The sequence below is a fragment of the Psychrobacter sp. I-STPA6b genome, assembly GCF_020662265.1.
In the GTDB taxonomy this organism is placed as follows: domain Bacteria; phylum Pseudomonadota; class Gammaproteobacteria; order Pseudomonadales; family Moraxellaceae; genus Psychrobacter.
This window is the reverse complement of record NZ_VEWM01000069.1, coordinates 1-14594: the sequence shown is the minus strand read 5'-3', so window position 1 is coordinate 14594 and position 14594 is coordinate 1. Positions and strand designations below refer to the sequence as shown.

The following is a 14594-nucleotide window of genomic DNA, read 5'->3' as shown; positions in this document are numbered from 1 at the left end:
TTCTTTATTTGGCATAGATACGCTATAATAAATGGTGAAATAGCAATACAAAGGATAATATGACTCATGCAAATCTATCTAGCTAGAAATAATGTACAAGCTGGTCCTTATAGCTTAGAGCAACTGAATAATATGCTTGCTTCTGGTGAAGTCGTGCTGAGTGACCTTATGTGGCATGAAGGCATGGAAAACTGGCAACGTGTTGGTACGATGACCAATGAAACATTCTATTATAATCCTGAAGGTCATGTTGCCCCAAATATTCAACCTCAACCAAGTACAGAGACACAAGAACAGCGCAGTCGTATTGAGAGACTATATCCTCAGAATGCACAAAATAAAATCTCTATTAAAAAACAAGAATTACGTCCAGAAGAAACCCATCAAATTGCTACTATTGGTAGTCGAATTTTGGCAGTTATTATTGATCAGTTATTAGCATTTTCTTGCTTAGTTCCTTTATTATCTGGTATAGGCTTTGATTTGATGCGATTAATCGAGGCATCGACTGACTATACAGCATTTAGTCAAATTATTGAAAGCATTCCATCACATTTAGTGCTAATGACTACACTTATGTTATTAGCACTGATGGCTATTCAGGTGACTATGTTAATCAAACGTGGGCAAACACTGGGTAAACTAGCAATGGGAATACAAATATTGGATTTTGACACTAAAAAAATTCCAAATGTCACTAATATTATTCTTATTCGTACTGTGTTGACTAATATTGCTTATAACTTGCCGTATATTGGTATATTAATATTATTAGCAGACTTTTCTGTGATGGTGAGTGATAAACAGCGCCGCAGTATCCATGATAAAGTTGCCAAAACTTATGTTGTTAAAGCAACAGCAGATAGTCAAAGACAGTTAGAGCAAGCTTAATATCATGTTAAAGCAGTTAATTATTGCAACAGAAGCAATCATTTGCTATAATGCACCGCTTTATAACAGAAGGGTAATTTTGATTGTTAATTAAACTAAAATCAAAGTATTCTTTTTTATAAATCTCCTTGCTATTGACATAGGGTCAATGGCTGACTAATCCGTAAGGAGTCCATAAATGCGACATTACGAAGTGGTGTTAATCGTACACCCAGACCAAAGCGACCAAGTGGTCGGCATGGTAGAACGCTACATTAAGCTTGTTCAAGATAACAATGGCATTATCCATCGTCTAGAAGACTGGGGACGCCGTCAATTAGCGTATCCTATCCAAAAAATTCATAAAGCACACTATGTGTTATTTAACATCGAATGTGATGGTAATACATTAGCTGAGCTTGAAGAGCTTTTCCGTTACAATGATGCAATCATTCGTAGTCTAGTTATTCGCCGTGATGAAGCCATTACTGAAGAATCACAGCTTGCGAAAAATGCCGATGAAAAACGCGCACGTAAAGCTGATCGTCGTAGCGACAATCGTAATCAACAAGACGATTCGCAAGATGATGACGATAATGATGATGACGATTCTGAAGACTAATTAAGGAGCAATCACATGGCACGTTTTTACCGCCGCCGCAAGTTCTGCCGTTTTACTGCTGAAGGTATTACTCACATCGACTATAAAGATGTTGAGCTATTGAAGCAATATATTGGTGATAATGGGAAAATTGTTCCTAGCCGTATCACTGGTACATCAACCAAGTATCAGCGTCAGTTAGCGACTGCTATCAAGCAGGCTCGTTACCTAGCGTTGTTACCCTATACTGATAACCATCAGTAAGCCCACTAACTTAGGAGTGACTCATGCAAGTTATTTTATTACAGCGTATCGTCAACCTCGGTAAGCTTGGCGAAACGGTTGATGTGAAAGCAGGTTATGGTCGGAACTATCTAATTCCACAAGGTAAAGCTCTTCCTGCTACACCAGCAAACGTTGAAAAGTTTGAAGCACGCCGTGCTGAACTTGAAAAAATCGAAGCTGAAGAGTTGGCAGCAGCACAGACTCGTGCAGACGCATTAAAAGACGTCAATGTCATCATGCGTGCGAAGTCTGGTGAAGATGGTAAGCTATTTGGCTCTATCGGTACTCGCGATATTGCTGATGCTTTAACAAAGTCTGGACTAGAAGTAGACCGTTCTGAAGTTAAAATGCCAGAAGGCTCTTTCCGTCAGATTGGTGAATACAATGTTGATATTCAACTACACCATGATGTGTTTACTACAATTTTAGTGACCATCCTGTCAGAAGATGATGCACAAACTCAAGATGCTTAATCTTTAAGTTTGTAGTATAAAGATATGGCATTAAAAAAAGGGAGTCAGCAAGTTGTTGATTCCCTTTTTAATATTGTCATATCAAAATCTTGATATATTTGATGTTTTGTTAATAATGAGTTATAATGGCTCTCTTATTGGGGATGTTCTGGCTTCGACGCTGGTAATGAAACTCAATGATGCATGTCGAGAGTATATGTCCTCTCGTTAATCAAACATATATTGTTATAGTCGCAAACGACGAAACTTACGCTCTAGCAGCTTAAACCCTGCTTACTCCGCTGCTGATTACCCATAGTCAGTTAGCCGAGTTGAAGCGCACGCATATGGGTTCGCTTAAGTAGGCGTCTCACCTACTTGGGTTCAAACTTAGAGACTCGCCTAATCCACCCTGACTGTCGGGTCGGTGCAGGTTAAAGCTAAAGACAGAAACTAAGCATGTAGATTCATGAGCGTAATGCTGGCGGACGCGGGTTCAACTCCCGCCATCTCCACCAAATATTATCAATAAAGTCAATCACTTAGGTGGTTGGCTTTTTTGTTTAATATATTGTTGATAAATTTTTGAATTGAAGTTAGCAAAAAATCCACACTTAGCAGGTTTTTTGTATTCAGTTTTCGTGTATTGTTATTCATTGCTTTGAATGAAACACTGCTTATTAAATCAGTATCTTAATTTTTCCTATGAATATGCTTTCTATTGTTATATTCTAAGCTATTATATTTATATTTATATTTATATTTTAATAACATATTGCCATTAAAATTAAGTTTTATTAATGAGGATGTTCTTCCTTCTTTAGGATTGTTAAAGTTCTTAATGTATATAATAGCTCTAATTTTATCTGAACAAACATTACATCCTGATAAAAATATCAAAAGTATGAGTAAGAAAAACTTCATTAGCTATCCTATATATATTTATAGTAATTGGCCTGAAAATTAATAGTTTAATAATAATGCTTTTTGTGATGGTTTATTAGTACTTAATTTAGTATTCTTTGTTATGTCTATAATAAGTCTTAATTTTTACTATGTTTTTTTGTTTCTAGCTATAGTCAACTCAAAACAAAAGAGTTATGGTTAGGATTAATATCATAAAACAACTTGGATAAATCGATACCAATCCAACCTTGACGTAAAAACTTAGCTTGAGCCCATTTCTTCTCAATAGGATTTAAATCAGGGCTATATGGGGGTAAAAATAATAAACGGTGTTTATGTCGATTTAGTAACTCCTGTATACGAATATTCTTATGAAAACTGGCAACTCAGGCACAGCCTTCGCCTTGCATTTCGGGAAAGTGTACCCCAGACACTTGCTTATCCTCGTTCATCCATAACAATGACACACTTTGTTTTTAGACTGGGTATTAATGTGTTCTTGCACCAGTCATAGACACACTTCCAATTAATATTTTGATTAAAGTAATCAATAGCAAATAAGGTTTTTTTATATAAGGCACCAATTACATTAGTACGTCTTTTTAATTGCCAGTTAAAGCTATCAATACAGGGTTGTCCTTTAAGAGTATAACCATAAGGTCTGATAATCTCTTGTTCAAAACCACCTTCATCCATATAAACTATGGCAACGCCTTGAGCAATATACTTATCTAGTTTTTTTTGATATTCAGCTCTTTTAACTGAACAAGCATTTGGATGATTTAGGTATTTTTTTTACGAGTAATTGGTAGCCGTTTCATTGCTTCACAGATACCTGTAGCACTACAACCAAGACGTATAGCTCTTTCATATTGGTAATCATCTGGATAATCAGCAATATCTTGTAATAAAGCTTCATCTGATATCTTGTAAGGTTTTGTATTTCTGCTTGTTTTAGGTTTTAATCGTTTCTTCCATTTTTGAATGGTAGTAGGACTCAGGTTATAAAATTCAGATGCTTGGGTAAAGGTCATACCATCTTCTAGGCTTTTTAATACCTGTTTGCGAAAATCTAATGAGTAAGTCATGGGCTTTTCTATGGTTTATCTTTTGTATTATTATATAACATTTTTATTTTGAACTGACTATAGTTTTACTGATAATGTATTTATTACCACATTATTTTATTTTCAAACAGTTTAAAGGCCTTATATAAAAGTATAAACTATCTTGGTAAATATCTGTCACCTCTATACTTGAATTAGGCTTACATCTATAGGCGCCAACACTACCTGATTCTAAGTCGAGAAAAACTTGATTTCTTCTTAGGTCACCCATACCTATTATGTCAGTTTTAATCACTTTAACCACTCTATCATTTTTCCAAAAGACAAACTTTTCAAAGCCGTCATCACTTTCTATATCAAAACCATCTTTTATATCAATATAATCAACGCCTCCAAACCAATTATAGGTCGCAGATGTCATAAACTCATTCAACTTGTAAACTTTCCCAACTTCATTATCTGTACGAATTTTTTCAACCATTCTACCTTCAAAATCATTTATTTTTGAGAAAAATATATAAATAAGAACGATCAAAAATAAAGAGATAACATAGATAGAAATCTTAATCTTTTGTCTTGTTTTTTTCATAATTTTAACCTTTTTAATTAGAAGATTCTTTTATAGTCAATTCAAGATAATACTATTACAAGGAAAACGAGCGAAGATGTAACTGTTTTTATAAAAGCAGGTACTGCGAGCGAGTTTGACGACGTAACAGTGGTGTGTATAAGTCATGGCAATTTCCTTTGTGGTAAAAGAAAATGCTAGTCTTATCATGCCTATCCGTATCCTTTCAAATAAAATTGCACTTATTATGTGAATCCAACAGCTTTTTAGAGCAGGGTCAGATTTTATATCTTATGATGATATGTTGAGCTGTTCATCTCAGTTTAGAATGAGTGGTCATCATGGGTAACATGGATAAGAACAGGTGGATAGGTGGATAGGAATATGCAAATATACTGTTCTTGTTCTACTTCGTTAGCTCCTGTTTTTTCAAGGGTAATACCTAGAATGATTCCATCAAGATACAGATTATAATAAAGGCTTTGATAAATTTTACCGTTAAATAAACCTAACCATTCTTCGTAGCTTAGAATATAGCTAGGATCAATGACCGTATGGTATTGCTGTATAAACTTTAGATTGTCTTTCTTTGCAATATGAGGTTCGAAGTGGTAATAATAGTTTTGCCAGCCTTGTTGATTAATCTGCGTCATTAAATTCTTATAAGCCAAATAAGCCTCTTTTGAATTGACAAACTCTGCTTGATTAAGACCAGCATCAATATCGATACTCGTAATATAGTCATTATTTCGACTGCCTAGAACAGAAAAAACATGATTTAAAGTGAAGATATTTTTGTCATTAACAATATTAACAGTACCCAAATTAGGTGGAGTCCAATATAAATCATAAAAGCTCATACCAGCAGGTTGCTTGTCTATTTTCCCTCCAGTATAACTATTAAAATCTTCAATGCCTTGTTGCCCAAAGTGTAGAGTGACGTTTTGTGGAGGAGGCGTGGTTTTATGATTTTCTTGCCTATATTGAATCGTGATAAAAACAAGTATTGAGAGCAACGATAAGATAGCTAGTTTAAAGGCAGTTAGACGCATTATATTTTATCCTCCACTTTGGTGTGGTGCATTCATATCCAGAGTGTGGGCAAGGTTGTCCTGTTAGGTAACATTTATTATCTCGACTCAGAATAATTTTCATAATAAGGGGGCATGTCTTCCCCTGCGTCAGAACGCTTTCTAAACTCTTCATAAGTAATTTTATAGGGGTCTGTATTAATCATTTTGGCGGTATCAAACCCTGTTTCTTTTTTGACTAGCGAAAAGGTATGGCTGGTCATGCTTTTATCTATGGGTATGTCTTTGGCTACAACTGAAGATTCAGACCATAATCTAGAGTTATAAGGTGGCTTGGTATATATATCATGAAAGCTCTTGATAGCATATGATTGTTCTTCTACTGGTATATGCCGATAAATTTCATGTAATTCATCATGGAATTTATAAGCAAATAATACTGTGGTATCCCCATTATCTTCGACATTACGCCACATTTCTAATTCTAAAAAAGTATCTGTACCATGACGCAAATACCATCGATGTAAATAGGACGTAATTTGATTAAATTGCTCAAAAGTTAAGGGATAGCGAAAGTCTAAAAAAGAAGCATTGCCACCTGCCATAGTATAGTCTACAGCATGTTTAGGTGTAATTCTTGGCGCTTCTAATGCAAAATTATACTCCCAGCCTTGCTTCTCTAATTGAGCAAAAATATCTTGTACTTGCTCATAAATTTCTTGATCGGTAATATAATTATGTTTTTTACCTCTAAGAAAGGTAGTAATAGTAAACTCGGGTAGGGGATAGTTCTTAACCCTAGTGTCATCTAATACATTAACAAAGCTGATATTATTTATTAATAACTGACCATTTGGATAATTAAATATGGCTTTTACTTTGCTGCCTGTAGGGAATTGAAAACCTTTAAAATCTCGCCCAATCGGACCTTTATCTAGAGGAGTATATAAGTTTTTTCATAGCCAACCTGCCATTATCTTAATTTGTGATTCTATTGTTAATACCCTAAATTTTTTTATTCCAGTTGCATTGTATATCCATAATAAGTGTCTGAAGCCTCATCTAATTTTTTAATGGTAAGAAATATATATTTACCGTTTTATCTTTTTTTCATGTTTTGTAAGCTACTTCTTGTTGAATTGTATATGATTCAAAGTTTGAAGGATTGTTTAAAGAAATAATGAGAGAATCAAAGCCACCCTTTTCAAAGGCATAATTAGGTATGTTTACGAAGATTTCTGATTTGTATTCTCCAACATAAATATATTCACCCAACAGTTCAGACCTTAATTCTAGCCTTGTAATATTGCTTGGCAATAAATTATGAAATTTAATTTTAGTAGTAGTATGATCCTGATTTTTTATTTTTCTTTTATAATCCAAAAAATTGTTATCAATTTCAAGGCTTAACTCATTATATAGGTTGTTTTCAAATTCTTCATGAGTAAATACACTCGTTGCCATAGCTGTATATGAATATAAAAAAGGCAAGGAGTTATAGCTATCATGAGTATTTTAGGATTAAGGATTTTCATTCGTGGTAGTCATTAATCAAGAGGAAGTTTATGTATATGTAATAAATTGAGTCGGTAGTATATAGTTTTTTAAGTATTAATTTTATTTTACAAGTAGTTTACTTGTAATAAGGCTTAATCTTAGTCTCAAAATATTCGTTAGCTTGATCAGCAGGGATGGCACAGCTTGGGTTTATATTTATTTCAAATCCAGTATTGTGACATTCATTTATTTTATAGGTAATATCTAAAAAACATGCACTATGATAGGAGCTGTTTGGTATATTGATATCATATATAAAATAGACATCATTATCATATTGAAATTTATATATATAGTTGGGCTTTATTCTATTATGGCTTTCCTCAAAATATACAACAGTATTATAATTTCTATTATCATACTCTGAGTTGTTATATTTATATTTTAATAATATGTTGCCATCAGAATTAAGCTTCATTAATGAGGATGTTCTTTCTTCTTTAGGGTTGTTAAAGTTCTTAATGTATATAATAGGTCTAATTTCATCTGAACACACATTACATCCTGATAAGAATATCAAAAATATAAGTAAAAATAACTTCATTAGTTGGTCTCTATATATCCATAGTAATTGGCTGAAAATTAATAGTTTCATAATAATGCTTCTTGTGATGGGTTATTAGTAGTTAATTTAGTATTCTTTGTTATGTCTATAATAAATCTTAGTGTTTACTATGTTTTTTTGTTTCTAGCTAATTGTCACTTTTTCTAACTGTTGTTGCAAATATAAAACTGTTTTTAGCGGTCAACCTAGGTACATCGTTTGAATGAGAGTATGCCCAGCCTTTATCTTGCAGTTCTTGAAAAAAACTCATCATTTTGCTGTAGGCATCTTTGTCTGAGATGCCACTTACTTCATGATTGAATAAAAATCCAAGATTAATTTTAGAAAGCTGGTAGTTTTCTTGCTTGTTATCATCATACGCTAATATGGACATTACACCATCAACACTTAACGTACCATTAGGATATTTGATAATGACTGTAGGTTCTTTATATCTTGGAAAGTTATACCCCTGAAAAGTAACCCCCATAGGCTGAGCATCAGCTTCTTGAAAGACTCTGTATTCAGGATTACGCTGGTACATCTCTTCAGCAGTCATATTAAGTTCAATATATAATGGTTCTTCAGGCATAGTAGAGTTTACCTTATCATAAGCGTTACAAGATGTTAAAAAGAAACTAAAAAATAAAACGTAAATAAATTGCAGATAATATCTCATTGTAAATTTTCTTTTAGTTAAACAGCTTATCAAAAAAATAGACTGTCTATATAAGCAACTTGACTTTGAAGGTGATAATATTGAAGTGGATATATTACAGCCATATATGCAATGAAAATGGAATGCTCACTAATGAAACCATACCTTATCTTAATTGGCTTATCCATGATGGGTTGTCAACAAAAAGTAGAATACATGACGGCTGAAATAAAAGGGCAAGTGATAGATAGAATGACAGAGCAGCCGATTAGTAATGTCAAAGTCATGTATAGTTCGGGTGACTTTGATATAAGTGATGAAAAAGGACAATTTTTAATACCCCCTGCAGAGTATCATTATAGAGTATCACCGCCCAAACGTTATGAGTATGGTTATTATAATTATTCATCACTCATGTTTATGGCAGATGGTTATAAATTAAAGTCATATGCCGTTGGAGACTTGCCTACTATCAATGCAACTGGAGAGCGAACCGTATCTTCCTATGAAGAAAAAAGATATATAGATATGGGAAAAGTCTATCTCACAGCCAAAGATGCTGGAGGAGGAGAAATTCAAGAAGAATATATAGAAGGACCTATTGCATATTGTCAGCCCCATCAATCACAAAAGACCACAGAATGTATTCCACTGCCAGCAGCACTAAGTCATACTCAAGAGCCTCACACAGAGTAAAATTATGAAAAAACCAATTTATCTTAGCAGCGTGCTGTTTGTCTTGGTTGCCTGTACAACTGATAATCAAAATGACCAATCTACAGCTGAGATATCATCTATAGCAGAGCAAACAGATTTAATAGAAAGTACAGAAGTGAATGATACTGTAATACATGATAACGACACTAATAAAAAAGAAGAGAGGTTTGAAGATAGTGAAGCTATATTAAATAGAGCGACAAACCGTTGGCAGACTATTAATGGCTCATCGCAAATACAGAATAGCTATGATTCTTTGCTAGCGTTAGAAAAAGAGGGGGATATGGAGTTTGTTAGAGGTAAATATGGTACAGCATGGAATAGATATAGCTCTGCGTCAGTTTATTACCCATCCCCTAAGCTAATGGTTAAAGCAGGAGATGCTCAGATGCTTCATTATATCACTCATTTTAAGAACATCTGTATTTGTGATAAAAATGAACTTCCTGAAGATATTAGAAGAACAACTATAAGACTAGACTATTTGCGCTATAACATTCGTAGAGAATACGGCTTAGCCTTAGACTTTAATCGCTATCCAAAAGATAACTATAATGATGCACAAAGTTTAAGCAAAGCAGAAGAGCAACAGCTTATCAAAAAAATAGACTGTCTATATAAGCAACTGGACTTTGAAGAGGATAGTATCGAAGTGGATATATTACAGCCATGTATGCAATGAAAACGGAATGCTCACTAATGAAACCATATCTCATCTTAATTTGCTTATCCATGATGGGCTGTCAACAAGAAGTTATATATGTTACTCCTGAGATAAAAGGACAAGTCATTGATAAAGAAACCAATCAACCTATAGAGAGTGTAAAAGTTTGGATAACATCAAAGGACTTGGATATTACAGATGCTAATGGTTTATTCTATATTCCAGCAATAGAGTATAAATATAGAGTCAAAGCACCAAACTATCATGATATACAGGATCTATCTATGTCATCTATAGAGTTTATCAGTGATAAGTACATTACAAAGTCTTATTATATTAATAATTTTTTTAGTACAAATAAAGCACAGACCACAATAACATCTTCGTTTGAAGAAAAAAGATATATAGATATGGGAAAAGTCTATCTCACAGCCAAAGATGCTGGAGGAGCAAAAGTTCAAGAAGAATATATAGAAGGACCTATTGCATATTGTCAGCCCCATCAATCACAAAAGACCACAGAATGTATTCCACTGCAAGCAGCACTAAGTCATACTCAAGAGCTACATACAGAATAAAAGTCATGCAAAAAAACTTATCTTAGAGGTGTACTGTGTGGCAAATAGCCCTCAGCCTTTAAACTAGAGTGAATATGATGTCTTATCCATCAATACTTTAAATTTGACCTTAAACTTAATAAGTGTCCGTGTCTATTAATTTCGACAAACCCTAATCCAGTAAGTATACTTAAAATTAACACAAACAACAGAATAAATTAATAATGAGCCTAAAACCAACACTCTTACTTGCCTGTATCTCGTATATATCACTAACTGCCTGTGCCCAAGAAGTACACCTAGACGATAACGGCATACCACAAACCCGAAACAACCTAACCCAAGAAGAACAACAGCAGTTAGAGCAATTCTTAGCCCAACAAAAAGCCAATATGCGCTTTATAGAAGGTGGTAGCTTTGAGATGGGCGACTTTGGACATAAAATAACCTTTGACGGCTTCCCCTTATCAGGATATCCAGAAAACAAACCATTGCATCCAGTTACCCTAGATAGCTTTAGCATGAATGCCTACAAAGCAACCTATGCTGACTTTGATATCTATAGTATGGCAACAGGGCAGGAAAAAGTGGGCTTGCAAGAATATACAATAGAAATACGGCAACCCAATGCCGCCGCAGGGATTAACTGGTATGACGCTCAGAGCTATTGCCAGTGGTTGGGACAGCAGTTAGCAGTACCAATGAGCCTACCGACCGAAGCCCAGTGGGAATATGCCGCTCGCAACCGAGGAGAGTATATCTTATTTCCCACCGATACAGGCTTGATAGACCCAGAGCGTAATGTTTGGTCATTTGAACAAACTCAAGCGTTAAGTAGCAAGTACAATACCAGCCTAGTAGTACCACTTGTTGGTTTATACCCACCCAACCCATTGGGTCTATATGACATGATCAATCAAAACTATGAATGGATGCTAGACTGGTATGACCCTAACTATTATGCAGTTAGCCCAGAGTATAACCCCCAAGGTCCTGCCACAGGTACAGAAAGAGTACTAAGAGGGGTTGATGCCAATGAAGGAGATGCTAGTAATATTCAAGCAATCGGACAGACAACGACTGGACGATATAAAAGAGCGCCTAACCCACCTTTGATAATGAATGATCCTAAGTTGAATCAAAATGTATCTACCTCTGCTCGTTGTGTGGCAAATAGCCCTCAGCCTTTAAATTAGACTTAGATAATTTGAATAATAATTTGAATAATATATTAAATCTTATCTGTATAAATATAGCTAAGGTGGGGAAAAGGATAACTCATGCAACTACATACCGACTTTGCCACACATATTAGTGAACTAGAACAACCATTAGCACGACCTTATAGTGAACCAATAGATAGTAGTCTGCTTGATAGTCAAGCGGATATACAGTATCTAAATAAGGAAGTTAGTAGTATTAACCCTGATTATATGACTTTCTTCCCTGCCTATTTTTGGCTTTTTTACTTTGCTATTGGTTGGGTCTATTTTTCGACATCATTTTATGTCATTAGCTTAATTGCCGATATACAATATTTTTATTTAGATGAATGGACTATTTTTAATGTTTTAATATCATTATTTGGTTTTTTTGTAATGTTTCTTCCTTTTTTAATACTACTCTACCAACTAATCCGTAGAAATCCCATTCGCACCCAATACTACTTTTTAAAAAAAGAACAAAAAATAGCCTACTATTACCGCCCATTATGGAAACTAAAGCAACCATACGAACTAAAAATAGTAGACTATAAAGACATCATACCTGACTTACATCAAGACAAATATAACCAAGCATACACCCCATTAAACCTATATGTTGCAGACGAAGAAACAGGAAACATCACCCACCATATGAAACTAGAGGACTACAATGTCAACCCTCACGTACAATGGGCATTTATCCGTACCTACATGGAAAGCCCAGCCGAAGACATGCCAATAGACCCTAAAATATGTCAAGCTTATCCAGCAGACACTAGTGGCTCATTATTTGCCTGTAGCGACATCAAATTTCGCAAATCATTTGACCTTAATAGCAAACACCAAGGAGATGGCATCATAGCCATGATGTTTTTAGGCAGTGCCTTTGTCTTAGGATATCTACTACAAGGCAACAACTACCAATGTAGCAAACAAGCCATCTTACACCCAGAAGTTAAAAAGTTGCTTACATGGGATGGAAAAAACAATCCATATCCAATAGCCCCCATTACCCCTCAAGCCGAAAAAGCCTTTAAAGGCAAGAATTGGCAAGTGAATATCCGTTGGATAATAGCTATCGTGGTCAATGCTTTTTTCTTTGGTGCATTTATATATGCTTTTAATAGTTAGGGTGGGGGAGATGCTCTTAACAGGAACTAACCACCAATGATTGAAGACAAACACAGCGAACTTGCAAAACATATTAGAGAGTTGCAAACCACGCTTGAAAGACCCTATAGCCAAGAGATAGATAAAAGTTTGCTAGATAATAAAGCAGAGGTGGACTTTTTAAACAAAGAAATTGCCAATATCAATCCTGATTATATGACCTTTTTCCCCAGTTATTTTTGGTATTTTTATTTTGGTATCGGTTGGCTTTATTTTTCTACTTTTTGGTTATGTCATTTTTTCCTTGATGATATTGGTAAAGTTGTATTTATACCTAATAAATTTAGCTATTTCGACATTATAATTACCTTTTTCTGGGTGCTAATTTTTGGCACACCATTATTCTTACTACTCTACCAACTAATCCGCAAAACTCCCATTCGCACCCAATACTACTTTTTAAAAAAAGAACAAAAAGTCGCTTATTATTATCGTCCAATATCATATTTCTTTAAACCCTCATACCCATTTGAGCTAAAGATAGTAGACTATAAAGACATCATAGCTGAAATACACACCATGCAAACCAATAATTACACCCCCCTAAACCTATACGTTGCAGACGAAGAAACAGGAAATATCACCCACCATATCAGATTACATGACGTTCGAGCTGACCCACATGTACACTGGGCATTTATCCGCACCTACATGGAAAGCCCAGCCGAAGACATGCCAATAGACCCTAAAATATGTCAAGCTTATCCAGCAGACACCAGTGGCTCACTATTTGCCTATAGCGACATCATCTATCGCAAACAAGACATACTCAACAAAAAGCATAGCGGTGGCGGTATCATAATCATGCTTATGTTTAGCTCACTATTTGTCCTAGGACATCTACTACAAGGCAACAACTACCAATGTAGCAAACAAGCCATCTTACACCCAGAAGTCAAAAAACTGCTTACATGGGATGGAAAAAATAACCCATATCCGATAGCCCCGATTACCCCTCAAGCCGAAAAAGCCTTTAAAGGTAAGAATTGGCAAGTCAATATCCGTTGGATAATAGCCATCGCAATAAACTTATTTTTATTTATCAGTATAGTGATTGAATATAACAGCTAAGGTGGGATAATGATAAAAAGTGAATTACGAGGTGAATTGTCCCCATGATATATAACCCACCGAATAACGAGCACCCCATTGGACAACAGCTCACCAAACCTTATGAGCAAGATATTCCTGACTACCGAGAAAAAACACACAGCATTAAAAAGCTTAGCAAAGATATCCATGAAATAAACCCAAACTATCTATTATTTCATCCCATCATCAACTCTATGCAGTTGGTAGGGTTTTTAATGGTATATGCCTTTAGTTGGTTATTTGGGCAGATGCTTTTTGTTTTTTTATCTATAGTATTTTTTTCATTTGATAAATTAGAGTGGATTGATGTTCTTTTATTTTTAGGAGTTTTATCTATACAAGGCTATCTCCCCTATATAACCTACAAACAATTTAAACAAAAAAAATCATACCATAACAAACTACTGCTTATCAAAAGCACCCAACAAATCGCCTTTTATGAGCACAAGCGCAAACAGCCCCCCACCTTTCACCTTATAGACTACAAAAACATCATCGCCTCAGTCAGACGCAACCCCCGTATTGTAGTGGCATAATAAAGTTAGACAACAAATAAGAGGTTATACTACCAGTAAAAAAGGAGAAACAGTATGACCAGTAAACGCAAAAGATATAGCCGAGAGTTCAAGCTTGAAGCGATCAGTTTAGTC

19 protein-coding genes, 1 other RNA gene and 1 pseudogene are annotated in these 14594 nt (G+C 34.8%); 12 read left to right on the top strand and 9 right to left on the bottom strand.

The window, feature by feature from the left end; all coding sequences use genetic code 11:
- Positions 1-66 precede the first annotated feature (66 nt).
- From FHK88_RS07390 to ssrA, 5 genes are all read left to right on the top strand, one after another.
- Entirely contained in the window at positions 67-891 is an 825-nt protein-coding gene (locus FHK88_RS07390; protein WP_227430107.1) for an RDD family protein, read from the top strand.
- Positions 892-1069: 178 nt separating this feature from the next.
- Positions 1070-1492: a 30S ribosomal protein S6 gene (rpsF, locus tag FHK88_RS07385; RefSeq protein WP_227430106.1), complete on the top strand. Its 423-nt coding sequence runs from the start codon at positions 1070-1072 to the stop codon at positions 1490-1492.
- Between the two features lie 15 nt (positions 1493-1507).
- The gene (gene rpsR / locus FHK88_RS07380; protein WP_227430105.1) at positions 1508-1735 is read left to right on the top strand and encodes a 30S ribosomal protein S18; all 228 of its coding nucleotides are present in this window, start codon (positions 1508-1510) and stop codon (positions 1733-1735) included.
- 23 nt (positions 1736-1758) lie between these two features.
- Positions 1759-2229 carry a 50S ribosomal protein L9 gene (rplI, locus tag FHK88_RS07375; RefSeq protein ID WP_227430104.1) on the top strand — a complete coding sequence of 157 codons (471 nt, stop codon included), beginning with the start codon at positions 1759-1761 and terminating at the stop codon, positions 2227-2229.
- A 139-nt stretch (positions 2230-2368) separates the two neighbouring features.
- Positions 2369-2726: a transfer-messenger RNA gene (gene ssrA / locus FHK88_RS07370) on the top strand.
- A gap of 648 nt (positions 2727-3374) precedes the next feature.
- Here ssrA and FHK88_RS14170 read toward each other — a convergent pair.
- The 9 genes and pseudogenes from FHK88_RS14170 to FHK88_RS07330 form a co-directional block, all read right to left on the bottom strand.
- Positions 3375-3497: pseudogene (locus FHK88_RS14170) on the bottom strand (transposase); the annotation flags it as partial.
- A 55-nt stretch (positions 3498-3552) separates the two neighbouring features.
- Positions 3553-3810, bottom strand: a complete 258-nt coding sequence (locus FHK88_RS14165; RefSeq protein WP_264480638.1) for a transposase — start codon at positions 3808-3810, stop codon at positions 3553-3555.
- Positions 3811-3896: 86 nt separating this feature from the next.
- On the bottom strand, positions 3897-4202 hold the full coding sequence (locus FHK88_RS07360; RefSeq protein WP_227430103.1) for an IS630 transposase-related protein: 306 nt from the start codon (positions 4200-4202) through the stop codon (positions 3897-3899).
- Between the two features lie 91 nt (positions 4203-4293).
- Positions 4294-4770 (bottom strand): hypothetical protein, encoded by a 477-nt coding sequence (locus FHK88_RS07355; protein WP_227430102.1) that lies wholly within the window; start codon positions 4768-4770, stop codon positions 4294-4296.
- 302 nt (positions 4771-5072) lie between these two features.
- The gene (locus tag FHK88_RS07350) at positions 5073-5801 is read right to left on the bottom strand and encodes a hypothetical protein (protein WP_227430101.1); all 729 of its coding nucleotides are present in this window, start codon (positions 5799-5801) and stop codon (positions 5073-5075) included.
- Positions 5802-5878: 77 nt separating this feature from the next.
- Complete coding sequence (locus tag FHK88_RS07345) at positions 5879-6385, bottom strand: hypothetical protein (RefSeq protein ID WP_227430100.1); 507 nt, start codon at positions 6383-6385, stop codon at positions 5879-5881.
- A 505-nt stretch (positions 6386-6890) separates the two neighbouring features.
- Positions 6891-7244, bottom strand: coding sequence for a hypothetical protein (locus FHK88_RS07340; protein ID WP_227430099.1), 354 nt, complete (start codon positions 7242-7244; stop codon positions 6891-6893).
- Between the two features lie 169 nt (positions 7245-7413).
- Positions 7414-7932 (bottom strand): hypothetical protein, encoded by a 519-nt coding sequence (locus FHK88_RS07335; protein ID WP_227430098.1) that lies wholly within the window; start codon positions 7930-7932, stop codon positions 7414-7416.
- A gap of 97 nt (positions 7933-8029) precedes the next feature.
- Positions 8030-8473, bottom strand: coding sequence for a hypothetical protein (locus FHK88_RS07330; protein WP_227430097.1), 444 nt, complete (start codon positions 8471-8473; stop codon positions 8030-8032).
- Positions 8474-8692: 219 nt separating this feature from the next.
- On the opposite strand from FHK88_RS07330, the gene FHK88_RS07325 reads away from it, so the two are divergent.
- The 7 genes from FHK88_RS07325 to FHK88_RS07295 all read left to right on the top strand — a co-directional run bounded on the left by FHK88_RS07325 (position 8693) and on the right by FHK88_RS07295 (position 14480).
- Positions 8693-9235, top strand: a complete 543-nt coding sequence (locus FHK88_RS07325; RefSeq protein ID WP_227430096.1) for a carboxypeptidase-like regulatory domain-containing protein — start codon at positions 8693-8695, stop codon at positions 9233-9235.
- Between the two features lie 4 nt (positions 9236-9239).
- A complete protein-coding gene (locus FHK88_RS07320; RefSeq protein WP_227430095.1) occupies positions 9240-9938 on the top strand; it encodes a hypothetical protein in 699 nt (232 codons plus the stop codon).
- A gap of 50 nt (positions 9939-9988) precedes the next feature.
- Positions 9989-10498 carry a carboxypeptidase-like regulatory domain-containing protein gene (locus tag FHK88_RS07315; protein ID WP_227430094.1) on the top strand — a complete coding sequence of 170 codons (510 nt, stop codon included), beginning with the start codon at positions 9989-9991 and terminating at the stop codon, positions 10496-10498.
- 203 nt (positions 10499-10701) lie between these two features.
- Positions 10702-11673, top strand: coding sequence for a formylglycine-generating enzyme family protein (locus tag FHK88_RS07310; RefSeq protein WP_227430093.1), 972 nt, complete (start codon positions 10702-10704; stop codon positions 11671-11673).
- Positions 11674-11757: 84 nt separating this feature from the next.
- Entirely contained in the window at positions 11758-12813 is a 1056-nt protein-coding gene (locus FHK88_RS07305) for a DUF6708 domain-containing protein (protein ID WP_227430092.1), read from the top strand.
- A gap of 36 nt (positions 12814-12849) precedes the next feature.
- On the top strand, positions 12850-13923 hold the full coding sequence (locus tag FHK88_RS07300) for a DUF6708 domain-containing protein (RefSeq protein ID WP_227430091.1): 1074 nt from the start codon (positions 12850-12852) through the stop codon (positions 13921-13923).
- Positions 13924-13967: 44 nt separating this feature from the next.
- Entirely contained in the window at positions 13968-14480 is a 513-nt protein-coding gene (locus FHK88_RS07295) for a hypothetical protein (RefSeq protein ID WP_227430090.1), read from the top strand.
- Positions 14481-14594 lie beyond the last annotated feature (114 nt).